Below are 23,733 nucleotides of genomic sequence, written 5' to 3' on the forward strand. Positions count from 1 at the left end.
GGGCTGAACTACCCATGGTCCCTCATCGCCCCTCACTAACGCTCCCCTCCCCGTCTTCCATCCCCGGGCGGCCCCCGAGCCGCCTCAAGGCACGGCGTGAGCGCGCGGGGCGGGCCCGGACGGGCTACGCCAGGTCGTCGGCGAGTTCGGAGACGCCCGTGATGCGGTGCAGGGCGAAGGTGCGGACCTCGTCGGCGGTGTGGTCGTAGGCGGTCACGAAGCCGCCCTCGACGCGCAGCGGGCCGATGACGCGCTGGCTGGCGGCGCCGTCCGCGTTGACGTAGCCGATCCACACCGACTCGCCGGTGAGCACCGCGGCCTGCATCGTCGCCAGGGTCTCCGCCGCGGCCGTACGGGGCAGTCCCCGTTCGCCGCCCGCGGCGGGGCGCGGCACGCTCTCCCGGCGGACCGCCGTCGAGGCGCGGTCGCCCGCCCTTATGGCCTTCACCGCGGCCGCCAGCAGCGTGCCGTCCGGGACCGGCGGGCCGTCCGTCACCGGGACGGGGGCGCTGCGCGGCGGCGTCCTGCGGGCGTCGGCGCGGGTGATCAGCACGTCCCCCTCGGCGGACTCCGCGGCCGGCGCCAGCCCCATCGCCCGCAGCCGTTCCAGCAGCGTGCCCGGGTCGGCCTGGGCGGCGAGCACGGTCGGCGCGAGGCGGCGCAGCCCGAGACCCGCCGAACGGCGGTCCGCCAGCACCTCGCTGATCAGGGCGTCGTCGTCGCAGCGCAGATACGCCGAGGCCGCGCCGACCCGCAGCCGGCCGTGGCGGCGGGCCACGTCGTCGATGAGGTAGCTGAGCGGCTGCGGCACGGGGGTGCGCGAGTGCGCCGCAAGGAAGGCGTGCAGTTCGGCCGCCGTGCGCCCGGCGTCCAGGGCGCGCCGCACGGACTCGGGCGTGAAGCGGTACACCGTCGCACCGCCCTTGGACTCGATGTCCGCCAGCACGTGCAGCGTCTCCGCCAGATGCGGCTGGAGCGGGCCCGGCGCGACGGCGGTCAGGTCGGCCTGGAGCAGCACGTGGTCCAGCGGCTCGGGCAGCAGCGGCCGCAGCAGCGCGGCGGCACGCGCGGCCCGGTCGCCGTCGCCGGACAGCAGCACCCGGCCGTGCGCCGCCAGCGCGCCGCGCCCCGTGACCCCCAGCAGCTCCGCCTCCGACGCCGACCACCGCACGAGGTCCGCGCGCAGCCCGTCCATCGACACACCGCCGCGCAGCGGACGCTCCCAGCGCAGCCGCGCCAGCAGGGCGTCGGGCGTGGCGGAGGCGCCGGCCGGCAGCGCGGCGAGGAAGCCCAGGACCTGACGGCGGATCTCGGGCGCGAGCGAGCGGTCCAGATCGGGGCCCAGCGCGGCCAGGGCGCGGCCCTTGGGGTCCCGGGTGCCCACCACACCGGAGGTCCGGGTGGCCGTCAGCCACGCCGTGACCAGCGCCGCCCAGCGCAGCTCGGCCGGCAGCAGCAGCCATTCGTCGTACCCGGGCGTGGGCGCGTACGCCTCGTCCACCTCGCCGTCGGAGGCGACCAGGCCGGCGGCGTAGGCGAGCTCCAGCCAGAACGCGGCGACCGGCTCCGCCACGTCCAGGGCCGTCGCCACCCGCTTCAGGTCGCGCACGCTCAGGCCGCCCGCGCGCAGGATCTGCGGGCCGCCGGTCTCCCACTGCTTGAGCAGTTCCTCGACCGTGCGGATGGCCGTGAACGCCTGGCCGGCCGCAGTCGCGTCCACAGCCTGTGGATCGTGCGCGCGCGGTTCCACCACCGGCGGCACCGGCTCGGCCGTACGGTGCGCACGGCCGTCCCGCAGATACAGGGCCACCTCCCGGGGGAGGACGACATTGCGGGCCCCGGCGGGCAGCAGCAGCCCCCGCTCCAGCAGCCACCGTACGGGCGGCGGCGGGGCGCCGACATCCGCCACCTCGCCGTACGGCGGACCCCACGTCAGCCTGCCCAGGACCGCGGTCGCTTCCGGCGGCGCCTCCTGGAGCAGCGCGGTCATCCGCGTCCGGTCCGCGAACAGCGAGGTCAGCGCGTCGACCGCGCTCACCGGGTCGTGCGTCGGCGGCAGCCCGGCACCCTCCAGGATCTGCTGGAGGCGGCCCGGTGACATCCCCGATGTCGCCTCGGCGACACTCGGGCCCAGCCCGGTCGGCGAGAGGCTGCCCGCGGTCGGGGCCAGGATGTCGCGCGCGGTCCGCACCAGCCGCAGCCGGTCGTCCCCGCCCCACAGCAGGGCCTGCGCCCGCAGCGTCTCCAGCGCCCCGGGCAGCGCGTCGGCCGCCTCAGGGCCCATCAGCGCGAGCAGCGTCCCGTACGGCGCGCCGTCCGGGACGATCGCGAGCGCCTCCGCCACCTGGAGCGTGAACCGGTCCAGCCGCTCCAGGGCCCGCACCACCGACGCCCGCGTCCCGGCGCGGGTCGCCAGCTGCGACAGGTCGTTGGGCACGGGACTCAGCAGGTCCGGACGCGCCCTGAGCAGCGCGGACAACGCCCCGTCGCCACGGGCGCGGAGATCCTCCGCCAGCGTGCGCGGCTCCGCCGCGGGCCCTTCGGTGGTCATCTCACCCACATTAGCCGCGCCGCCCCCGCCCGTAATCCCCCAGCCCTCTCCGGCGGCGCTCCCCGACGGGGTCCGCGGGGGGCCGAACGCCGGGGGCCGGGACGGGCGTTGGGGCAGCCCGAGGGGGTAGTTTTCGGGGCATGGGTGCGGAGGGCGACCAGTTGGTGCTGGACTACCTGAGCAGGGTGGGGGACCTGGCGCAGAGGGCGCTGCCCGCGGCCCGCCGGGCGGAGCTCGTGGCACGGCTGCGGGAGGACATCGACCGGGAGCGCGGGCGGAGCGACAGCTCCACGGCGGTGCGGCGCATCCTGAAGCGGCTGGGGACACCCGACGAGGTGGTGCGGGACGCCGCCGCGCTGCCGGGGCGGCGGCGTCCCGAGCCCGAGCCCGGGCCGGAGCCGCGGCCCGCCGCGCAGCCGGACTGGTGGCGGCTGGCGGAAGGGCGGCAGCCGTCGCTGCGCCCGGCGGTGCCCGGCGACGAACTGGCGGGGCTGCCCGGCATGACGGGCGGGGTGACGATCCCGATGACGCCCCCCGAGCCCGAGCCGGAACCCGATCCGGATGAGGAGGCCGAGCCCCAGCCCGAGCAGGCCGAGGCGCCGCCCCGCAAGCGGTCGTGGCGGCCGTCGGCCCTGCTGGAGACGGTGGCCGCGCTGCTGCTGCTCGCCGGCGCGGTCCTCGGTTCCTGGATCGCCCTCCTCGCGGGCTGGGCGATCGCCTACTCCTCGCGCCGGCTGTCCCGCCGCGCGGCCCGCTTCGCCGCGCTGGGCGTGCCCGGCACGGTGGCCGCGGGCGCGCTGGTCTGGTTGTGGGGACGGCTGGACGGCCGCTGGGGCGAGCCCATCCCGCAGGGGCAGATGAGGGACGCGATCGGCGACGTCCTCCCCGTCGCCCTGCGCATCGCGGCCGTGGCCTCGGCACTCTTCCTGCTGTGGCGCGGCCGGCGCGCCGCCCGCCCCCGCCGCTAGCCAAGGCCTGCCGCCGGCTGCCGCTGGGGGGTGCCCCGTGCACGGGGCTTCTTCGGCCTTTGGCTGGGGGTGTCTGCGGCGGGGTGATGCGCCCGTGCCGCGATTCCCTCAGCTCCGCCGGGGGTATCCCGGAGCAGCGCACATCGCCGGCCTTCGGCCGAGGACCCCGGCATGGGCTGCCGCTCGGAGGCGCTCCCGTGCCGCGGCTTTCTCTGCATCGCCGGGTCCCGTGCGCGGTCCTTCCCTCGGCCTTGGGCCGGGGGTGCGTGCTGCGAGGGCTACCGCCGGCACCGCGCCGCCTGCTGCTGGGTGCCCCCGGAGCGGGGAGCTTCCCCGCCCGCGCCGGGGGGCCCACCCGGGCTACCGCCGGGGGCTGCCGCTGCCAGGTGTCCGCCCCCCGGTTACCGCTGGGCGCCCCGCAAAGGCACCCGCCGGGTGGCACCTCCGTGCCCCAACCTCCTCCCCTCCGCTGGCGATGCCCCGGCATGGCACTTCCCAGCCTTCGCCGGGGGTGCCCCCGCAAGGGGCACCGCTGGGAGGCGCCCCGTGCCGCGACGTCCTCAGCTTCGCCGGGGACATCCCCGAGCACCCTCGGCGGGAGGGCGATGCGCCGCGGCGTGTTGCCCCGGCGTCCGAGCAGTTCGACACGACCGTCGCGGTGACGGCCCACCGGCGGGGCAGGGGGTGCGGTGACCGGGCCCGCAGGGGCCGGGGCGGGGTGGTTAGGGTGTCTGCTATGCCCATAACCGTCGGCTTCGACCTCGACATGACCCTGATCGACTCCCGTCCCGGCATCAAGGCCGCCTACGACCGCCTCTCCGCGGAGACGGGCGTCGCCATCGACTCGGCGCTCGCCGTGACCCGCCTCGGGCCGCCGCTGGACTGGGAGCTGGCCCAGTGGTTCCCCGCCGAGGACATCCCGTCGGCCGCCGACCGCTATCGGGCGCTCTACCCCGACTACGCCATCGCCCCCACCCCGGCGATGCCCGGCGCCCGGGAGGCCGTGGCGGCCGTGCGCGCGGCCGGCGGGCGGGTCGTGGTGGTGACCGCCAAGCACGAGCCGAACGCCCGGCTGCACCTGGACCACCTGGGCATCGCCGTCGACGAACTGCGCGGGTGGCTGTGGGCCGAGGCGAAGGCGGAGGCGCTCACCGAGTACGGGGCGACCGTCTACGTCGGAGACCATGTCGGCGATGTCGTGGGAGCCCGTACGGCGGGTGCGCTGTCCGTGGCGGTCCCCACCGGGCCGGTCGGCGCGGACGAACTGCGCGCCGCCGGCGCGGATGTCGTACTCGCCGATCTGACGGAGTTCCCCGCCTGGTTCGCCGGCTACGTCCCGGACGTCGCCTGACGGCTCTGCGCCCTGGCCGACCGCAGCAATCCGGCCAGTGCCAGCGCGAAGCCCACGCCCATCAGCATGGACACCAGGTAGGCGGCGGTCGGCAGCGGGTCCGAGCCGAGCAGGAGGGGGGCCACGGTGGCGAGTGTGGCCAGTGCCCCGACGGCGAAGACCACGCCGCCGACGCGCACCAGCACATCGCCCGGTTTCCGGGTTTCGTTACTCACCGCACCAGGGTAGATCGCGGGAGGAAGACGCAGCGCATCGGCCGGATGACGACCACCGGGGAGAGAAGCCGACGGCGTCTTGTCACACGCCCCGGGGCCATTAGCCTTGGGGCAGCGGGTCTGTGAAGGGACCCGCTGTCTTGCTATCCAAGTGCTTTTTTCCTTCTACAGCGAGGACGAGGTCGGACGTGCCTACCGGCAAGGTGAAGTGGTTCAACAGCGAGAAGGGCTTCGGCTTCCTCTCCCGCGACGACGGCGGTGACGTCTTCGTCCACTCCTCCGTGCTGCCGGACGGGGTCGCCGTGCTCAAGCCGGGCCAGCGTGTGGAGTTCGGCGTGGTCGCCGGGCAGCGCGGCGACCAGGCGCTCTCGGTGGTCCTGCTCGACCCCGCGCCGTCCGTGGCCGCCGCGCAGCGCCGCAAGCCGGACGAACTGGCCCCGATCGTCCAGGACCTCACGACCCTGCTGGAGGACGTCGCCCGCTCGCTGCAGCGCGGCCGCTACCCGGACAAGGAGCACGGCCACAAGATCGCGTCCGTGCTGCGGGTCGTCGCCGACCAGCTCGACGTCTGACCGACGCGCCGGCGGGCCGGCCCGCGGGGCCGGCGGCCGGCGTCAGAAGTCCAGCGCGCCGGGGCCGAGGGGCGGTACCAGTCCCTCGGCCGCCGCCCGGGTGAGCAGGCCGCGGATCGCCGCGTAGCCGTCCTCGCCGAGGGCCGAGGTGAACTCGTTGACGTACAGCCCGATGTGCTGGTCCGCCACCTTCGGGTCCATCTCCTGCGCGTGCTCCATGACGTAGGAGCGGGAGGCGTCCGGGTCGTCCCAGGCCATGCGGACGGAGGTGTGCACCGCCGCGGCGAGCGCGCGCAGCCGCTCCTCGCCCAGCGAGCGCTTGGCGATGATCGCGCCCAGCGGGATCGGCAGGCCGGTGGTCTGCTCCCAGTGCTCGCCCATGTCGGCGAGCTTGTGCAGCCCGTAGTTCTGGTAGGTGAAGCGCGCCTCGTGGATGACCAGGCCCGCGTCCACCCGGCCGTCGCGCACCGCGGGCATGATCTCGTGGAACGGCAGGACCACGATCTCGCCGACGCCGCCCGGCACTTCGGCCGCCGCCCAGAGCCGGAAGAGCAGGTACGCCGTCGAGCGCTCGCTCGGCACCGCGACCGTGCGCCCGCTGAGGTCGGCGCCCTTGCCCGAGCCCTCCTCGGCGGTCAGCACCAGCGGGCCGCAGCCCCGGCCGAGCGCGCCGCCGCCGGGCAGCAGCGTGTACTCGTCGAGGACGTACGGCAGCACGGCGTACGACACCTTGAGCACGTCGAGTTCGCCGCGCTCGGCCATGCCGTTGGTGATGTCGATGTCCGCGAACGTCACGTCCACGTCCGGCGCGTCCGGCACGAGGCCGTGCGCCAGGGCGTGGAAGACGAACGTGTCGTTGGGGCAGGGGGAGTACGCGATGCGCAGTGCGGCGGATTCGCTCATGTCGGATCTCCAACGTCCAGCAGGTCCGGCTGCTTCCGCAGCAGCGCGAACACCTCCGTGAGCGCGTCGAGCGCGTCGGGCACCCGCCAGGACGCCCGGTCCCGCGGCCCGACGGGATTGGCGACGGTGCGGATCTCCAGCACCGGCACCCGGTGCGCCACGGCCGCCTCGGCGACCCCGAAGCCCTCCATGGCCTCGCCCACCGCGCCGGGGTGCCGCTTGACCAGCTCGGCGGCCCGTTCCGCGGACCCGGTGACCGTGGAGACGGTCAGCAGCGGCCCGTACTCGGCGCCCAGCGCCACCGCGACGCGCCGCGACAGCTCCCGCGGCGGCTGGTGGGCGGAGGTGCCGAAGCCCAGTTCCGCGACCGGGATGAAGCCCTCCGGTCCCTCGGCGCCGAGGTCGGCCGCCACGATCGACTCGGCGACCAGGGTCGAACCGATGCGTGCGACGGGCTCGAACCCGCCGGCGATACCGGCCGAGACGACCAGGTCGTACGGGGCGCTGGCCAGCGCCGCCGCCGTTCCCGCCGCCGCGGCGGCCGGGCCCACGCCCGCGGCCAGCACCGTGGCCGTCGGCGCGCGCAGCGCCGTCCGCCCGCCGGGCAGCGGATGTTCGGCGGGCCGGCTGCCGAAGGCGCGCACGACCGCGTCCCGTTCCGCCGCTACGGCGGTGACGACCAGAAGGCGGGGAATCATCCGCGGCGCGCCGGTCAGTCCGCCATCTTCAGCTTGAACTGCCAGACGCCCAGATACTCCTGGGTGCCGGCCGTCTCGATGACGTTCAGGGTGACCTCGTCGGCGGTCTGCCCGGTCTGGGAGTCCGAGAACAGCGTCTCCGCGTCGATGGAGCGGTAGGTCACGCCCTTGAGCAGACCGGACTTGCCGGAGGTGCCGGTCGCCACGACCCAGCCCTTGTCGGAGATCGACGGGTCGACACCGATCCGCACCTTGTCGCCGGTGTGCACCGTGAGCGTCTTCTTCGGCGTGCCGTCCAGGCAGGCCAGGAAGGCCTTCTCCGTCAGCTTGTCGCCGTCTGCGTAACAGTTGTCGGCTGCCTCGGTGGTCACGGTGTCGCCGCCGACGGTGACGGTCACCAGAGGCGTCGGCTTCTCGCAGGCGGAGAGGGCGATCAGCCCGAGGGACACGGCCCCGAGGGCGGCGGCGCGGCGGCGAATGCTCATGGGGGTGAGGCTACCGGGCGGGTGCGTCCACGCTGCGCGGGGGTCGGCTCGTGTCCCCGCCACCTCGGGTTTCCGCCGCCCGGCTGCCGCCCGGCCTGCCGCGGCACGCGGCCGCCGCGGGAAAACGCCGGGCCCTTTACACCGTCCGGGGGCGCGTCGCCCGGCGGCGCGAGGCGGAGACCAGCCCGCGCACCGAGAAGGTGAAGCCGACCGCGACCATGAAGGCGGCCACGGACATCCCCAGGGTGCCGTTGAGCGGCAGCACGATCCCCACCGCACCGCCGATCACCCACGCGAGCTGCAACGCGGTCTCGGACCGGGCGAAGGCCGAGGTGCGCACCTCCTCCGGCACGTCCCGCTGGATCATCGCGTCGAGGGAGAGCTTGCTCAGCGCCTGCGCGACCCCGGCTCCCGCCGCGACCAGCGCGATGGTCAGCACCCCGTACCGGGCCGCCGCCACGCATGTCGCCGTCAGTGCGCCGATCATCGCGAACATGATGATCCGCTCCGGGCCGCGGTCCTTCAGCCACGAGCCCAGCGCGGTGCCGAAGGCGTTGCCCACCCCGGCGGAGACCGCGGCGACACCGAGCGAGACCGGGCCCGACAGCCCGCCCAGCGGGTGGTCGCGCAGCAGGAACGCCAGGAAGAGCGTCAGGAAGCCGGACAGCGCGCGCAGCGCCGCGTTCGCCTGGAGCGCGTACAGCACGGGGCCGCCGACGCTGCCCAGCCCCGGCCGCCGCGGCCGGCCCGGCCGCCGGTCCTCCTTGTCCAGGGAGGTCGCGCCGGCACCGGCCGTCAGTTCGGCGCGCGCCTCGCCCTTGGCCGAGTCGACCTTGTGCGGGAGCGAGAAGGACAGCAGCGTGCCGCACGCGAAGACCACGAAGGCCCCGTACAGCGGCGCGCCGGGCCCCAGCAGGTGCAGCAGGCCGCCGATGGGCGCGGCGGCGGCCGTGGCCAGCAGACCGGCCAGCGTCACGCGCGAGTTCGCCTTCACCAGCGTCGTACGGGCCGGCAGCAGTCGCGGCACGACGGCGCTGCGCACCACTCCGTACGCCTTCGAGGCGACCAGCACGCCCAGCGCGGCCGGGTACAGCTCCAGCCCGGCCGTCGCCACCACGCTCGCCATCGTCCAGGCGAGGATCGCCCGCACGAGCATGGAGACCGCCATCGCCGCCCGCCGCCCGTGCGGCACCCGGTCCAGCAGCGGGCCGATGACCGGCGCGAGGAGCGCGAACGGCGCCATCGTCACCAGCAGGTACAGGGCGACCCGGCCGCGGGCCTCGCCCGTCGGCACCGAGAAGAAGATCGTGCTCGCGAGCGCGATCGTGATCAGCATGTCGCCCGCGCTGTTCACCGCGTGCAACTCGATCAGCTTCGCCAGACCCGACTCGCCCGCGCCCCCGGCATGCGTGTGACGCCGGACGCGGCGGACCACGGCGCCCGACGAACGCTGCGCGGCACGCGCGACAGCGGTCCCCGCCCTGCGGACCGGACCGGGGCCGGACGTCACTGTGCGTGCCACGCTGGCCAGTCTGCCCTACCGGGCGGCTTTCCGAACGGGGTGCGCACCGATAGCGTGCGATCGCGCAGAATGGAGTCAACAGGTGCGCCCGAGTTCGTTCGGGCCGGCAGCGTTGAAGCGGTCCTCCGGTCCGCTCCGCCACCGCCCGCCCGGTCTCGGCGGCGCACACGTGAAACGGCGTAGGAGAGAATCGATTCTTGTGAGTGCTGCGATGCGAAGCCGTACCCCTGACCGCCAGTGCGCCGAGGCGGTCGACGTCGCCTTCGAGGCGGCCGTCGAGGCCTTCGGCCCCGAGGCGGTCGGCGAGCACCTCGGAGCGGTGGCCGAGGGCGAGCGTGTCGTCACCCACCTCTTCGACTGCCGCGAGGCGGGCTACCGGGGCTGGCGCTGGGCGGTCACCCTCACCCGCGCCTCCCGGGCCAAGGCCGTCACCCTCGACGAGACCGTCCTGCTCCCCGGCCCCGACGCGGTCCTCGCGCCCGAATGGGTGCCGTGGAGCGAGCGCCTCCGCCCGGGTGACCTCGGCCCCGGCGACCTCCTGCCCACCGAGTCCGAGGACCTGCGCCTCGAAGCGGGCTTCTCCGGCGAGGACGTCCCGCCGCCGAACTCCGCCGTCTCCGAGGAGATGGCCGAACTCGTCGAGGCCGAGGACGCCGACGTCGCCGCCGGCCCGCCGGCGCAGCTGCCCATGGCGCCCTCCTTCGGGACCATCGCCGCGGTCGCCGAGGAGATCGGCATGGGCCGCCCGCGCGTGCTCTCCCGCTACGGGCTGCACGTCGCCGCGGACCGCTGGGAGGACGAGTACGGCCCCAAGGCCCCCATGGCGCAGTCCGCCCCGGCCCAGTGCGTCTCCTGCGGCTTCCTCGTCCCCCTCGCGGGCTCCCTCCGGCAGGCCTTCGGCGTGTGCGCCAACGAGTTCGCGCCCGCGGACGGGCGTGTCGTCTCCCTCGCCTACGGCTGCGGCGCCCACTCCGAGGCGGCGGTCATGCCGAAGACGCCGCGGCCGGCGCCGCCCGTGCTGGACGAGACCGCGGTGGAGCCGCTGCCGCTTCATCCGGACCGGCAGGGGTCTGTCGAGGACTCGACCCCGCAGGAAGAGTTGGGCCACAGCTAGCCGCTGCGCTTCGCCTGACCGGGCCTGGGTTCTTTTCCCCGCCCTCCCTCCCGAGTACCCGGCGCGGTAAGTGCGGGCCCTGCGCTGCGTGCGTTGTGGGGGTCGGCGCCGCTCCGGAGTCCGTCCTCGGGGCTCGCGGTTTGCCCCCACATCATTCGGCATCGACCAGGCGGTTGCCGCTCGTCCCCTGCGGGCGGACCCCGGCGCACCCCCTCCCGGGGTCGTTGGGGCGACTTACGGCCGGTGGGGGTTCAGATGAGCACTTGCGGTGACCCCGGACCGCCCTCTCACCCACCCACCGGGGATCAGGCGCATGACGAGACGGAGGGGGCGGGGTCGTAGGGGTGGATGTTCTGGACGTTCGGCATATTTGTGTGCGGCACCCGGGGTGAACAGTCGAAGACACCGGAAATGCACGTAAATATCCAGTCCAGGACGTGCAGCCCCGGAGGCCCCGGACCCGGCCCCCACACCACTTGCGGCGGGGCGCCCGGACCGCGCCGGGCACATGGGCGGGAGGGCGGGGAAAGACGGTAGCGTCGGGCCCACAGGCTAGGCGTGAGGGGAAGAGGCGACGTGAGCGGGACCGCGATGGACCGGGGCGCAGATCCGTTCGGGACGGACCGGCTGCGGCGGGCCGTGCTGGACGCCTGGGCGGCGTCGCCCGCCCGGTTCCGTGAGGACGCCAACGCGGAGGAGGACCTCGCCCTCGGCGGCTACCGGGACCGCCTCGTCGTGGAGCTGGCCCAGAACGCCGCGGACGCGGCGATCCGCGCCGGCGTGCCGGGCCGGCTGCGGCTCACCCTCCGGGAGGACGTGCTCGCCGCGGCGAACACCGGCGCGCACCTCGACGCCGCGGGCGTCGAGTCCCTGTCGACGCTGCGCGCCAGCGCCAAGCGTGAGGCGGTCGACGCCGCGGCCGTCGTCGGCCGCTTCGGCGTGGGCTTCTCCGCCGTGCTCGCGGTGTCGGACGAGCCCGCGATCCTCAGCCGCACCGGGGGTGTGCGCTGGTCGCTGGCGGAGGCACGCGATCTGGCGAACGAGACCGGCGGCCGTTCGCCGGGGCTCACCGACGAGCTGCGCCGCCGTGACGGCCACGTGCCGGTGCTGCGGCTGCCGCTGCCCGCCGAGGGCACCGCCCCGGACGGCTACGACACCGTCGTGGTGCTGCCGTTGCGCGACGGCGCCGCAGCCGACCTGGCGGGCCGGCTGCTGGCCTCGATCGACGACGCGCTGCTGCTGACCCTCCCGGGCCTGTCCGAGGTCGTCGTGGAGACGCCGGAGGGCGTGCGCACGCTGACCCGTCGCACGGACGACGGCCTCACCGTGATCGAGGACAGCGCGAACGGCACGACGCGCTGGCGCACGGTGACCGACGCCGGGCAGTTGGACCCGGCGCTGCTGGTCGACCGGCCGGTCGAGGAGCGGCTGCGGCCGGTGTGGTCGGTGACCTGGGCCGTGCCCGTCGGGGCCGAGGGCGAGCCGGAGCGGCCGCGCACCGCGCCGTTCGTGCACGCGCCGACGCCGACGGACGAGCCGCTGGGCCTGCCCGCGCTGCTGATCGCCTCGCTCCCGCTGGACCCGACCCGCCGGCACGCCGCGCCGGGCCCGCTGACCGCCTTCCTGGTGGGACGGGCCGCGGAGGCGTTCGTGACGCTGCTCGCCGGCTGGCGGCCGGTCGGCCCGGGCATCGTGGACCTCGTGCCCGGACCGCTCGGCAAGGGCGAGTTGGACGCGGAGCTGCGCCGCCGGGTGCTGGAGCTGCTGCCCCGGGTGGCTTTTCTGCCGCGTGCGGCGGACGTTCCCGCGGGCCCGGACGAGGAGGACGCCCTGCCGGCGGCGCTGCGCCCGGTGGAGGCCGAGGTCGTCGAGGGCGCGGGGGCGGAGACCGTCCGTGTGCTGGCCGAGGTCTTCCCGACGTTGCTGCCTCCCGGTCTGGAGCGCCGCCCGGAGCTGCGGGTGCTGGGCGTGGCGCGGTTGCCGCTGGGCGACGCCATCGACCGTCTCGCCGGTGCGGAGCGTCCCGCGCCCTGGTGGCGGCGGCTCTACGACTCGCTGGCCGGTACCGACCCGGACCGCCTCAGTGGCCTGCCGGTGCCGCTGGCAGGGGGCCGTACGGTCGTGGGCCCGCGTCAAGTGCTGCTGCCGCTGCCGGAGATGGACAGCGTGTACGGCGACGGGGACCAGGCGGCGGCCGGCACCGCCCTGCCTGCGGCCTCCGAACTGGCCCGGCTGGGGCTGAAGGTGGCCGATCCGGACGCCACGCACCCGCTGCTGGAGAAGCTGGGGGCCACCCCGGCGACCCCCCGCGCCGTTCTGACGACCCCTCAGGTGCGGGCGGCGGTCGCCGCTTCCCTGGAGGCCGGCGAGGTCTGGGACGAGAACGCCCTCGACCCCGAGGAACTGGCCGAGGTCGTCCTCGGCCTGGCCCGCGCCGCGAACCTCGCCCCCGGCGACGAGCCGTGGCTGGCGGCGCTCGCGCTCCCCGACGACGAGGGCGAACTCGCCCCCGCCGGTGAGCTGGTCCTGCCCGGCAGCCTCTTCGAGCAGGTCATCCGCGAGGGTGAACTCGGCAGCGTGGACGAGGACCTGGCCTCCCGCTGGGGCGAGCAGCCGCTGACCGCGGTCGGTGTACTGGCCACCTTCGCCCTGGTCCGCGCCACCGACGTGGTGCTCGACCCGGACGAACTGGAGCCCCGGGAGAGCGACTGGGCGGAGCCGGACGACGCCGGGCTGCTCGACGCGGTCGACGTGTGGTGCGAGGACGTCCTCGACCAGCTGCCCGACACCGATGTGCCGCCGGTGGCCACCGAGATCGTCGCCGTCCGCGACCTCGACCTCGTCGACGACGACGCGTGGCCGCAGGCGCTCGCCATGCTGTCCGTGCCGCCGCTGCGCGACGCGATCACCCAGCCGGTGCGGGTGCTGCTGCCCGACGGCACGACGGAGTCCGTGAGCCCGTACACGGCCTGGTGGCTGCGCGACCATCCCGTCCTCGACGGGCGGCGCCCGGTCGGCCTGCGCGCCGCGGGCAGCGACCCGCTGCTCGCCGGGCTGTACGACGAGGCCGAGGCCGGCGCCGTGGACGACCAGGTGCTGCGCGCCCTCGGCGTGCGCACCTCCGCCACCGCCCTGCTCGACGAGCCCGGCGGTGCCGCCGAACTGCTCGGCCGGCTCGCCGATCCGCGCCGCACCGTCACCCCGGCCCAGCTGCACCGCCTCTACGCGCAGCTGGCCGCCCTCGACCCCGAGCAGGTGACGCTGCCCGACGATCTGCGGGCCGTCGTCGACAGCCGGTACCCGGAGATCGTCGAGGCTCCCGACGCCCTCGTCGCGGACACCCCGGACCTGCTGCCGCTCGCCGGGGGCCTGCCACTGCTGCCCGTGCCGCCGGCGCGTGCCGCCGCTCTCGCCGAGCTGTTCCAGGTGCGCCGGCTCAGCGAGGCCTTCGCCGCCCCCGTCGTCTCCGAGGGCGAGCTCCACGACGTCGCCGAGGCGGTGCGCGAGCTGCTGCCCGGAGCGCCCCTGACGTACGTCGAGCACGAGGAGCTGCTCGTCGAGGGCCCCGACGGCGCCCGCGTGGAACTCGACTGGCGCTGGATCGACGGCACCCTGCACGCCGCCACCCTGGAGGGCGTCGCCGCGGGCCTGTCCTGGGCGGCGGGCGCCTGGCAGCGCCGGTTCGAGGTCGCCGCGCTGCTGGAGGACGGGTCCCGGACGGAGGAACTGGCCCGGGACCGCTGGTTCGACTGAGTCCGGGCCACCCGGTTTCCCGGCGCCGGACGGGACGTGTATACGATGCGAGCCGCCATTCTCGGCGCTCACTCGGGGCCAGGCCCCTCGTTCCACAATGTGGGGACACATGCGTATACGTACCGCCACGGTTGTGCTGGGCACTGCCGCGGCTCTCTCCGTTCTGGCCGTTCCGGCGGCCAGCGCCGACACCGCCAAGGCCGCCACGATCGGCAAGGTCGTCGTCAACGGCGGCAAGCCCATTGTGCTGGGCACCGGCAACCAGACGTTCACGGCCACCCTCACGGCGAGCGACGACTCCGGCATCGCCCTCGCCGGTGTCGCCTTCCTGCACAACGCCGCGGGCGACGAGCTCGACTCGGCGGACGCCGACCCGGTGTGCAAGGCCGTGAACAGCACGACCTCGACCTGCACCGTCACCTTCAAGGTCAACGCCAAGAGCAACATCGGCGACAACGCCGCGGGCGGCACCTGGTACGCCTACGGCGTGGTGATCCCGAAGGACGCCGACCTGAACACCGGCAAGGGCGTCGTCACCAAGGACAAGGTCGCCACCACCAAGGTGCTGCGCGCCACGAGGCTGACGGTCAACGCCGCGCCGGAGCCGGTCAAGAAGGGCGCGACCCTCACGGTCACCGGCTCGCTGACCCGCGCCGACTGGAAGACGGCCAAGTACGCCGCCTTCGCCGGCCAGAAGGCGACGCTCCAGTTCCGCAAGGCGGGCACGACGAACTTCGTGAACGTCAAGACCGTCACGACGAGCAGCACGGGCGCGCTGAAGACCACGGTCAAGGCTGCCGCGGACGGCTACTGGCGCTACGTCTACACCGGCAACACCACCACCGTCGCGGTCTCCGCGGCCGCGGACTACGTCGACGTCAAGTAGGCACCGCACCACGCACCACGGCAGCCGGACCCCGCGCCGCGGGGTCCGGCTGCCGTGTGTCCGGGGGGCGCGCGGCACCCGCCGTACATGAACGGCGGGTGCCGCCGCGCGACGGTTCCGGTGACGATGTCGGCGTCCTGCAACAGCGGGTCGACGAACGGGCGGCGTACGGGCGGTAACCCTCGGCGCGGCCGGAAAGCGCGTGCACAGTGGTTCTCACGACGGCAACGTCACCCGCCAGGGGGACTCGCGGCGGGACCGTATCGATGTGGGGGTAATCATGCACACGCGTACTCGTACCACCGCGATCGCCGTGAGCGGCGTCCTGGCTCTGTCGGCGCTCGCGGTGCCGGCCGCGCAGGCCGCCACGACGGCTCCGAAGGACATCGTCTTCGGAAACACCAAGATCACCAACCTGGTGATCAACAACGGCAAGCCCATCGTCCTCGGCGCCAACGGCCGGGCCTGGGTCACGGTGCGGTTGACCGCCTCCGACCCCGACGGCATCAGCGACGCCGGCGGCATCCTCTACCACGGCGCGGACGTCAACCACCACGACGGCGGCGCGACGATCCTGCCCATCTGCGGCAAGCACACCGCGGCCACCTACACCTGCGTGCTGACCGACATCGTCGACCCGGGCAAGAACGCCCTGGCCGGCACCTGGAAGATGTGGGCCTACGCGAACGGCCTGAACAACGGCCACTACATCCAGAAGGACCCGGCCAAGACCTTCAAGGTGGTGCGCGCCTCCCACCTGACGGTCAACGCCGCGCCCGAGCCGGTGAAGAAGGGCAAGACCCTCACCGTCACCGGTGCCCTGACCCTCGCGAACTGGCAGACCCACAAGTACGCGGGCTACGGCAAGCAGAAGGTCGTGCTCCAGTTCCGCAAGGCGGGCACGCCGAACTTCGTCAACGTCCGGACCATCACGGCGAGCAGCACGGGCGCGCTGAGGACCACGGTCAAGGCGGCCGCGGACGGCTACTGGCGCTACGCCTACGCCGGCTCGTCCACGACCGGCTCGTCCTTCGCCTCCGCGGACTACGTCGACGTGAAGTGACGTCACGGCGCCGGGTGCCTCAGGCGTCGTCCGTCCGGGACACCCGGCGCCACACCACTTCCAGGACCGCCGACGCCGCGACCGCCACGGCGACGGCGGTCCAGGGGGCCTGGGTGCCGACGAGGCGGAGGGCGAAGAAGTCCTGGAGCCAGGGGACGGCCAGGACGACCAGGAAGGCCGCTCCCATGGCGAGCACCAGCACGATCCGCCACCAGGTGTAGGGGCGGGCGACGATCGCCAGCACCCACATGGCGATGAGGAAGAGCGTCAGCGTGGCCGCGCTGGTCTCGGCGGGGAGCGTGTCGGGCCCCTGGTAGTGGTGGCGGGCGAGCAGGTACGTCACGAAGGTGGCGACACCCGCGATCACCCCGGCCGGCAGCGAGTACCGCATCACCCGCCGCACGAACTGCGGCTTGGCCCGCTCCTTGTTGGGGGCCAGGGCCAGGAAGAAGGCGGGCACCCCGATGGTGAGGGTGGACAGCAGCGTCAGATGCCGGGGCAGGAACGGGTACGGCGCGTGCCAGATGACCACCAGCAGGGCGAGCAGCACCGAGTACACCGTCTTGGTGAGGAAGAGCGTCGCGACGCGCGTGATGTTCCCGATGACGCGGCGGCCCTCGGCGACGACCGAGGGCAGGGTCGCGAAGCTGTTGTTCAGCAGGACGATCTGCGCGACGGCCCGGGTGGCCTCGGAGCCGGAGCCCATGGCGACGCCGATGTCGGCGTCCTTGAGCGCGAGCACGTCGTTGACCCCGTCGCCGGTCATCGCGACGTTGTGGCCGCGTGACTGGAGCGCGCCCACCATGTCCCGCTTCTGCTGCGGCGTGACGCGCCCGAAGACCGTGCCGCGGTCGAGGACGGCCGCCATCTCGCCGCGGTCGGCCGGCAGCCGGCGGGCGTCCACCGGGGCGTGCGCGCCGGGCAGGCCCAGCTTGCCGGCGACCGCGCCGACCGAGACCGCGTTGTCGCCCGAGATGACCTTGGCCTGCACGTCCTGCTCGGCGAAGTAGCGCAGTGTGTCCCCCGCGTCGGGGCGCAGCCGCTGCTCCAGCACCACGAGCGCGGCGGGGGTCACCGAGGCGGTGACCGCGGGGTCGGCCAGCCCCTTGCGGGCGCGGGCGAGCAGCAGGACGCGCAGCCCCTGGGCGTTGAGGTCGTCGATCTCGGCGAGGGCGCGGTCGCCGCCGGGGAGCAGCACGTCGGGGGCGCCGAGCAGCCAGGTGCTGCTGTCGCCGTCGGGCTCGGTGAAGGCGGCGCCGCTGTACTTGCGGGCGGAGGAGAACGGCAGTGCCTCCGTGACGTGCCAGCCGTCACCGGGGGCGGGGTAGGCCTCGGCGACCGCCGCGAGCGTGGGGTTGGGCCGCGGGTCGGAGGCGCTGACGGCGCCCAGCACCTGCCGTACGTACGGCTCGGGCAGGCCGTCCAGCAGGCGCAGCGCGGAGACGTCCATGCCGCCCTCGGTGAGCGTGCCGGTCTTGTCCAGGCACACCACGTCGACCCGGGCGAGTCCCTCGATCGCGGGCAGTTCCTGCACCAGGCACTGCTTGCGGCCCAGCCGGACCACACCGATCGCGAAGGCCACCGAGGTCAGCAGCACCAGTCCCTCGGGCACCATCGGCACGATGCCGCCGACCATGCGGCGGACGGCCTCGCGCCAGTCGCTGGTCTCCAGCACGAGCTGGCTGACGATGAGGCCGATCGCGGTCGGGACCATCATCCAGGTCACGTACTTGAGGATCCGGCTGATGCCGCTGCGCAGTTCGGAGTGGACGAGGGTGAAGCGGCTGGCCTCCTCGGCCAGTTGCGCGGCGTACGCCTCACGGCCGACCTTGGTGGCGGTGAAGGCGCCGCCGCCGGCGACGACGAAGCTGCCGGACATCACCGGGTCGCCGGGGTGCTTGACCACGGGGTCGGCCTCCCCGGTGAGCAGGGACTCGTCGACCTCCAGGTTGTCGGCCTCGGCGACCTCGCCGTCGACCACCACCTTGTCGCCGGGTCCGAGCTCCACCAGATCACCGAGCACGATCCCCGAGGTGGGGACGCGTGTCGGGACGCCGTCCCGGCGGACCACCGGTTTGGCCTCGCCGATGACGGCGAGGCCGTCGAGGGTCTTCTTGGCGCGCCACTCCTGGAAGATCCCGATGCCGGTGTTGGCGATGATCACGAAGCCGAACAGCCCGTCCTGGATGGGGCCGACCACCAGGATGATCAGGAAGAGCACGCCGATGATGGCGTTGAAGCGGGTGAAGATGTTCGACCGCACGATTTCGGCCAGCGAGCGCGAGGACGTCACGGGGACGTCGTTGACCTCGCCCCGTGCCACCCGTTCCGCGACCTCGGCACCCGTCAGCCCCCGCAGTGCCCGCGGCAGGGCGTTCGCGGAGTCCCGTGCCTCTGTTCCCGTGCGGTCCGTCATGGGTTCGACGGTACGTGCGGATCGCCGGGGACGCGTCGCGGGGCGGTGCGTCCCCGGGAGGTCTCCGGGGCCGTCGTCCTCCCGGGGGAGGAGGTCAGGCGTGCTCGGCGTGCTCCGGCTCGCCGGTCTGTCCGGCGGCCCGGGCCCGGGCGATGGCGTCCCGGCGGGCGCGGACGTACCAGAGGCCGATCAGGCCGAGACCGCCGCCGGCCAGGCAGGTCCAGATGATCCAGGCGTGCCCGTGGTCGGCGTACCAGCCGTAGAAGGGCAGTTGCAGGAGGAACAGCGCGAACCAGACGACGGTGCCGACGGTGACGGTCGCCACGTCGTTGGCCTCCAGCGGCGCCGGTGCCTCGCGCAAGGGTGCCTTCGTGCCCGTGGCCGGCCGGTTGGTGCCGTCCGTGCCGTCTGTGCCCGCGGTGCGGTGGTGGGTGCCGGGCTCGCTGCTGCTCATACCGCACAGCCTACCCATGCCCGCCAGGGGGTCTACGCGCGGAGATAGCCTGGAAGCCGTTCATATGTTCATACTGAAACCATCCACGCATGACGTGAATCATTCGTAGGAACATCCAAGTAAGCCCGATCAATCCGGCCCGATCCCCCCACGCAAGGACCCGCATGTCGCCGTCGACCACCGCAAAGGTCGTGTCCAGCTCCCCGACCCCGCCCCCGGCGACCGCCCCCGGCGCGCTCGACCGGTTCTTCCGGATCTCCGAGCGGGGGTCCACGATCCCCCGCGAGATCCGCGGCGGACTGGCCACCTTCTTCGCGATGGCCTACATCATCGTCCTGAACCCGATCATCCTCAGCTCGGGCGTGGACAAGTACGGCCACCACCTCGACAACGGCCAGCTCGTCACGGCCACCGTCCTGACCGCCGCGTTCACCACCCTGCTGATGGGCGTCATCGGCAACGTGCCGATCGCGCTCGCGGCCGGCCTCGGTGTGAACACCATCGTCGCGCTCCAGCTCGCGCCCCGGATGAGCTGGCCGGACGCGATGGGCATGGTCGTCCTCGCGGGCCTGGCGATCATGGTGCTGGTCGCCACCGGCCTGCGCGAGCGGGTCATGAGCGCGGTCCCGCTGGGGCTGCGCAAGGCGATCGCCATCGGCATCGGCCTGTTCATCGTGCTGATCGGCCTGGTCGACTCCGGTTTCGTCTCCCGCATCCCGGACGCCGCGCACACCACCGTGCCCCTCCAGCTCGGCGGCAACGGGCATCTGCTCGGCTGGCCGGTGCTGATCTTCATCCTCGGCGTGCTGGTCACCCTGGCCCTGCTCGCCCGCAAGGTCCCCGGCGCGATCCTCATCAGCATCGTGGCGATGACCGTGCTCGCGCTGGTCGTGGACGCCGTCGCGCACATCACGCCGGGCGCGTGGGGCCTGACGGTGCCGCACTGGCCGGGCAACCCGGTCTCCACCCCCGACTTCGGGCTGCTGGGCAAGGTGAGCCTGTTCGGCGGCTTCGGCGAGGTCGGCGTCGTCACCGGTCTGCTCTTCGTCTTCACCGTGCTGCTGAGCTGCTTCTTCGACGCGATGGGCACCATCCTCGGCGTGAGCGACGAGGCGCACCTGCTGGACGAGAAGGGCGACCTGCCCGGGATGAGCAAGGTGCTGATGGTCGACGGCATCGCGACCGCGGCCGGCGGTCTGACGTCCTGCTCGGCCAACACCTGCTACGCGGAGTCCACCGCGGGTGCCGGCGAGGGCGCGCGCACCGGGCTCGCGTCGGTCGTCACCGGTCTGCTCTTCGTGGTGGCGCTGTTCCTCACCCCGCTGGCCACCATGGTCCCCGCCCAGGCGGCGACTCCCGCGCTGGTGGCGGTGGGCTTCCTGATCATGGCGGGCGCGGTCCGGGACATCGACTGGAGCGACTTCACGATCGCCGTCCCGGCGTTCCTGACCATGCTGCTGATGCCCTTCACCTACTCGATCACCAACGGCATCGGCATCGGGTTCATCACCTTCTGCCTGCTGCGGCTGGCGACGGGGCGCGGCCGCGAGGTGCCGGCGGCGCTGTACGTGGTGGCGGGTGTCTTCGTCTTCTACTACCTGATGCCGGCGCTGGGGCTGGCGTAGCCGTCGGCGTAGAACTGCTCGGTCTCGTCGACGGAGGCCTTGAGGCGTTCGTCGAAGTCGTCGCGAATGAGCGTCCGGACTATGTAGTCCTGGACGCTCATTCCGCGTTTCGCGGCGTGAGCCTGGAGACGGTCCAGCAAGTCCCCGTCTATGCGCATGCTGAGCACTCTCGAAGCCATGGGGCCAGGGTCCGCGCCGATCGGTCGTGCGTGCGTCGATTTCAGGGCGGAACTCACCCGGATGGGTGAGTTCGCTCACGAATGCGTTTGGCGCGGGAGGCCTGACTTTCTTTAGCATAAGTAATGAGCTAGGCTAAGTAACGTGAGTGAACTGTCCGAGGACGACCGCACAGCGGTGAACACGCTGCGCGGCGCCGTGATGCGGCTGTCCCGTCGTCTCCGCCACCAGAGAGTCGACGAGTCGCTGAGCCCCACGGAGATGGCGGTGCTGGCCACCCTGGCCCGCTGCGGCTCCGCCACACCCGGTGAGCTGGCCCGCAAGGAGCACGTCCAGCCGCCGTCGATGACCCGCATCGTCGCCATGCTCGAGTCCAAGGGCCTGGTCCACCGGGACCCCCACCCGGACGACCGCCGCCAGGTCGTCGTCCGGCAGACCGAGGCTGCCGAAGCGATGCTCGAGGAGAGCCGGGCCAAAAGGAACGCCTTCCTCGCGCAGCTCATCGAGGGGCTGGACGACGACGAGCGCGCCGCGCTCCGCGCCGCGGCGCCCGTCCTGGAGAAGCTCGCCCACTCCGACATCAGCCCTCGATGAGGAGGCGAAACCCGATTGAGTTCGGCAGCCGCATCTGACGCCGCACCCGAACCGACCACCCCCGGTCCCGCGCCCGACGAGGGCGGGTCCATCGATTCCGCCGGACCCCCCGGCCAGGCAGCTCACGATGCCGCTGCCGGCGCCGCCGACCCCGCCGACCTGGCGAACCCGGCGGGCGCCGACACCGCCGCGGGCGCCGCGGAGGCGTCCCGCGTCGCAGGGCCGCCCGCCCCCGCCCGCGGGGGCACCTTCAGCTCGCTGCGCAACCGCAACTACCGGCTCTTCGCCTCGGGCGCGCTGATCTCCAACACCGGGACATGGATGTCCCGCATCGCGCAGGACTGGCTCGTACTGAGCCTGACCGGCTCCTCCTTCGCGGTCGGCATCACCACCGCGCTGCAGTTCCTGCCGATGCTGCTCTTCGGGCTCTACGGCGGCGTGATCGCCGACCGCTACCCCAAGCGCCGGATCCTGCTGGGCACCCAGATCACCATGGGCGCGCTCGGCCTGCTGCTGGCGGCGCTCACGCTCTCCGGCACGGTGCAGGTGTGGCACGTCTACGCGATCGCGTTCGGCGTCGGCATGGTCACCGTGGTCGACAACCCGACGCGGCAGGCCTTCGTGGTGGAGATGGTCGGACCGGCCGACGTGCGCAACGCCGTCTCGCTGAACTCCGCGAACTTCCAGAGCGCCCGGCTCATCGGCCCCGCCGTCGCCGGTGTGCTGATCACGGCGGTCGGCAGCGGATGGGCCTTCCTCTTCAACGGCCTGTCCTTCCTGGCGCCGCTGGCCGGGCTGCTGCTGATGCGCGTCTCCGACCTGTACGCCGTCCCCACCGCCCCGCGCGGCAAGGGCCAGCTGCGCGAGGGCCTGCGCTACGTGGCCGGCCGGCCCGAACTGATCTGGCCCATCGTCCTGGTCGGCTTCATCGGCACCTTCGCCTACAACTTCCCGATCTGGCTGACCGCCTTCGCCGACCACGTCTTCCACGGCGACGCGGGGATGTACGGCCTGTTCAACTCCGTGCTCGCGGTCGGCTCCGTCATCGGCGCGCTGCTGGCCGCCCGGCGCGGCAGCACACGGCTGCGGCTGCTGGTGGGGGCCGCGTTCGGCTTCGGCGCGCTGGAGATGGTGGCCGCGCTGTCGCCCACGTACTGGGTGTTCCTGGTGCTCATGCTGCCGATCGGCATGTTCGGGCTGACGTTCAACACCACCGCGAACGCCAGCGTGCAGCTCGCGACGGACCCGGTCATGCGCGGTCGCGTCATGAGCCTGTTCATGATGGTCTTCGTCGGCGGCACCCCGCTCGGCGGCCCGCTCGTCGGATGGGTGACCGACGAGTTCGGCGCCAGGACCGGTTTCCTCGCGGGCGGCCTGGTCGCGGCGCTGGCGGCCGTCTCCGTGGGCGTGTTCCTCGCCCGGCTGGGCGGCCTCCGGCTCAGGATCGACCTGCACCGGGGCAAGGACCACAAGCTGATCGAGCTGGTACCGAGGGAGTCGGTGACCGCCTGAGCGCGGCGCGGGCCCGCCGCATCGGCTCGGCCCGCACCAGCGGTCGGCCCCGTGCCCGGGGCGGCGGCGCCCTCGGCGCGGCCGACCGGGTCGCGTCCGGCGCGCCGATGACGCCCTCCAGAGCGACAGGTGGTCGGCAGGCTTGCGACGCGGACCGTCGCCGGCCCTCCCGGTCCGGTGGGCGCCGCGGCGGCCGGCGCCAGGGCCGCGGTCGACGGACGCGGCTGTCCCGGCGTCGTGGCGATCGCGGGGCCAGGCTCGCGCCCAGCGGGGCGAGGGCGTGGTCGACCCGCACCGGGACCGGCGCAGGAGCCGGCCCCGTGCCCGGTCCGGTGGGTGCCGGGACGGCCCGCTCAGGACGCGGGCGTCCCGGCGTCGTAGCGGTCGCGGGCCTCGAAGACCTCCTCGATGTGCTCCTCCGCCCAGTTCTTCACGGCGGAGAACAGCAGGGCGAGGCTCGCGCCCAGCGGGGTGAGGGCGTAGTCGACCCGGACGGGGACGGACGGTGTGACGGTCCGCGAGACCAGGCCGTCGCGCTCCAGTGTGCGCAGGGTCTGCGTGAGCATCTTCTGGCTGACGCCTGGGATGCGGCGGCCGAGGTCGCTGTACCGCTGCGGGCCGGCCTCCAGCGCGGAGAGCAGCAGGCCGGCCCATTTGTCGCTGATCCGGGCGAGCAGCTCGTTCGTCGGGCAGCCCTTCATGAACGCGTTGTAGACCGCGCGGGCCTCCTCGCGCCGCTGGGCCGCGGTGGTCGTCGCCATGGGGCTCCCTCCGGACTTCCGGGTACGGTACGCACTTCCGGGTACGTACTTACCAGAAGAGAGTAGCTCTCCCTAGGTTTGCGGTGGGCGGGATCAGCCGCCGCACACCGTTG

General features: G+C 73.7%; 20 protein-coding genes. 10 read left to right on the forward strand and 10 right to left on the reverse strand.

All coding sequences use genetic code 11. The features are described from left to right. Nucleotides 1-124: 124 nt before the first annotated feature. A complete protein-coding gene (locus ACIP64_RS29340) occupies nucleotides 125-2,551 on the reverse strand; it encodes a helicase-associated domain-containing protein (protein ID WP_401592463.1) in 2,427 nt (808 codons plus the stop codon). Between the two features lie 140 nt (nucleotides 2,552-2,691). Between ACIP64_RS29340 and ACIP64_RS29345 the strand changes: the two genes are divergently transcribed. Together ACIP64_RS29345 and ACIP64_RS29350 are read left to right on the forward strand one after the other, a co-directional pair. Next, entirely contained in the window at nucleotides 2,692-3,519 is an 828-nt protein-coding gene (locus ACIP64_RS29345) for an HAAS signaling domain-containing protein (RefSeq protein ID WP_401592465.1), read from the forward strand. A 736-nt stretch (nucleotides 3,520-4,255) separates the two neighbouring features. Then, complete coding sequence (locus ACIP64_RS29350; protein WP_401592467.1) at nucleotides 4,256-4,870, forward strand: HAD family hydrolase; 615 nt, start codon at nucleotides 4,256-4,258, stop codon at nucleotides 4,868-4,870. On the opposite strand, the gene ACIP64_RS29355 is transcribed toward ACIP64_RS29350, so the two are convergent. Continuing rightward, nucleotides 4,849-5,085, reverse strand: coding sequence for a hypothetical protein (locus ACIP64_RS29355; RefSeq protein ID WP_360901042.1), 237 nt, complete (start codon nucleotides 5,083-5,085; stop codon nucleotides 4,849-4,851). The genes ACIP64_RS29350 and ACIP64_RS29355 overlap by 22 nt on opposite strands. A gap of 188 nt (nucleotides 5,086-5,273) precedes the next feature. Here ACIP64_RS29355 and ACIP64_RS29360 point away from each other — a divergent pair, with 188 nt between their 5' ends. Continuing rightward, a complete protein-coding gene (locus ACIP64_RS29360; protein ID WP_319662974.1) occupies nucleotides 5,274-5,657 on the forward strand; it encodes a cold-shock protein in 384 nt (127 codons plus the stop codon). A gap of 42 nt (nucleotides 5,658-5,699) precedes the next feature. On the opposite strand, the gene ACIP64_RS29365 is transcribed toward ACIP64_RS29360, so the two are convergent. From ACIP64_RS29365 to ACIP64_RS29380, 4 genes are all read right to left on the reverse strand, one after another. Further along, entirely contained in the window at nucleotides 5,700-6,560 is an 861-nt protein-coding gene (locus ACIP64_RS29365) for a 1,4-dihydroxy-6-naphthoate synthase (protein ID WP_401592469.1), read from the reverse strand. Beyond that, a complete protein-coding gene (locus tag ACIP64_RS29370) occupies nucleotides 6,557-7,258 on the reverse strand; it encodes a futalosine hydrolase (RefSeq protein ID WP_401592471.1) in 702 nt (233 codons plus the stop codon). The genes ACIP64_RS29365 and ACIP64_RS29370 overlap by 4 nt, the downstream gene beginning before the upstream one ends. A 14-nt stretch (nucleotides 7,259-7,272) precedes the next feature. Further along, complete coding sequence (locus ACIP64_RS29375; RefSeq protein WP_401592473.1) at nucleotides 7,273-7,743, reverse strand: hypothetical protein; 471 nt, start codon at nucleotides 7,741-7,743, stop codon at nucleotides 7,273-7,275. Nucleotides 7,744-7,879: 136 nt separating this feature from the next. Further along, nucleotides 7,880-9,265 (reverse strand): MFS transporter, encoded by a 1,386-nt coding sequence (locus ACIP64_RS29380; protein WP_401592475.1) that lies wholly within the window; start codon nucleotides 9,263-9,265, stop codon nucleotides 7,880-7,882. A 211-nt stretch (nucleotides 9,266-9,476) separates the two neighbouring features. On the opposite strand from ACIP64_RS29380, the gene ACIP64_RS29385 reads away from it, so the two are divergent. The 4 genes from ACIP64_RS29385 (at nucleotide 9,477) to ACIP64_RS29400 (ending at nucleotide 16,081) form a co-directional block, all read left to right on the forward strand. Beyond that, nucleotides 9,477-10,379, forward strand: coding sequence for a DUF3027 domain-containing protein (locus ACIP64_RS29385; RefSeq protein ID WP_401592477.1), 903 nt, complete (start codon nucleotides 9,477-9,479; stop codon nucleotides 10,377-10,379). A 591-nt stretch (nucleotides 10,380-10,970) separates the two neighbouring features. Beyond that, nucleotides 10,971-14,132, forward strand: coding sequence for a sacsin N-terminal ATP-binding-like domain-containing protein (locus ACIP64_RS29390; RefSeq protein ID WP_401592587.1), 3,162 nt, complete (start codon nucleotides 10,971-10,973; stop codon nucleotides 14,130-14,132). Between the two features lie 109 nt (nucleotides 14,133-14,241). Beyond that, a complete protein-coding gene (locus ACIP64_RS29395) occupies nucleotides 14,242-15,018 on the forward strand; it encodes a calcium-binding protein (protein WP_401592479.1) in 777 nt (258 codons plus the stop codon). A 280-nt stretch (nucleotides 15,019-15,298) separates the two neighbouring features. Beyond that, nucleotides 15,299-16,081 carry a calcium-binding protein gene (locus ACIP64_RS29400; protein ID WP_401592481.1) on the forward strand — a complete coding sequence of 261 codons (783 nt, stop codon included), beginning with the start codon at nucleotides 15,299-15,301 and terminating at the stop codon, nucleotides 16,079-16,081. A 19-nt stretch (nucleotides 16,082-16,100) separates the two neighbouring features. On the opposite strand, the gene ACIP64_RS29405 is transcribed toward ACIP64_RS29400, so the two are convergent. Continuing rightward, nucleotides 16,101-18,497 (reverse strand): HAD-IC family P-type ATPase, encoded by a 2,397-nt coding sequence (locus ACIP64_RS29405; protein ID WP_401592483.1) that lies wholly within the window; start codon nucleotides 18,495-18,497, stop codon nucleotides 16,101-16,103. A gap of 94 nt (nucleotides 18,498-18,591) precedes the next feature. Beyond that, nucleotides 18,592-18,858 (reverse strand): DUF2530 domain-containing protein, encoded by a 267-nt coding sequence (locus ACIP64_RS29410; protein WP_401592589.1) that lies wholly within the window; start codon nucleotides 18,856-18,858, stop codon nucleotides 18,592-18,594. A gap of 257 nt (nucleotides 18,859-19,115) precedes the next feature. Between ACIP64_RS29410 and ACIP64_RS29415 the strand changes: the two genes are divergently transcribed. After that, entirely contained in the window at nucleotides 19,116-20,576 is a 1,461-nt protein-coding gene (locus tag ACIP64_RS29415; protein ID WP_401592485.1) for an NCS2 family permease, read from the forward strand. On the opposite strand, the gene ACIP64_RS29420 is transcribed toward ACIP64_RS29415, so the two are convergent. Next, nucleotides 20,546-20,755: a ribbon-helix-helix protein, CopG family gene (locus ACIP64_RS29420; protein WP_360901066.1), complete on the reverse strand. Its 210-nt coding sequence runs from the start codon at nucleotides 20,753-20,755 to the stop codon at nucleotides 20,546-20,548. The genes ACIP64_RS29415 and ACIP64_RS29420 overlap by 31 nt on opposite strands. Nucleotides 20,756-20,954: 199 nt before the next feature. On the opposite strand from ACIP64_RS29420, the gene ACIP64_RS29425 reads away from it, so the two are divergent. Then, entirely contained in the window at nucleotides 20,955-21,347 is a 393-nt protein-coding gene (locus ACIP64_RS29425; RefSeq protein ID WP_360901651.1) for a MarR family transcriptional regulator, read from the forward strand. A gap of 159 nt (nucleotides 21,348-21,506) precedes the next feature. Then, nucleotides 21,507-22,859: an MFS transporter gene (locus ACIP64_RS29430; protein ID WP_401592592.1), complete on the forward strand. Its 1,353-nt coding sequence runs from the start codon at nucleotides 21,507-21,509 to the stop codon at nucleotides 22,857-22,859. A gap of 353 nt (nucleotides 22,860-23,212) precedes the next feature. On the opposite strand, the gene ACIP64_RS29435 is transcribed toward ACIP64_RS29430, so the two are convergent. Beyond that, nucleotides 23,213-23,620: a helix-turn-helix domain-containing protein gene (locus ACIP64_RS29435; protein WP_360901072.1), complete on the reverse strand. Its 408-nt coding sequence runs from the start codon at nucleotides 23,618-23,620 to the stop codon at nucleotides 23,213-23,215. Between the last annotated feature and the right edge of the window lie 113 nt (nucleotides 23,621-23,733).

The sequence above is a fragment of the Streptomyces sp. NPDC088733 genome (assembly GCF_044751185.1).
Lineage (GTDB): Bacteria > Actinomycetota > Actinomycetes > Streptomycetales > Streptomycetaceae > Actinacidiphila.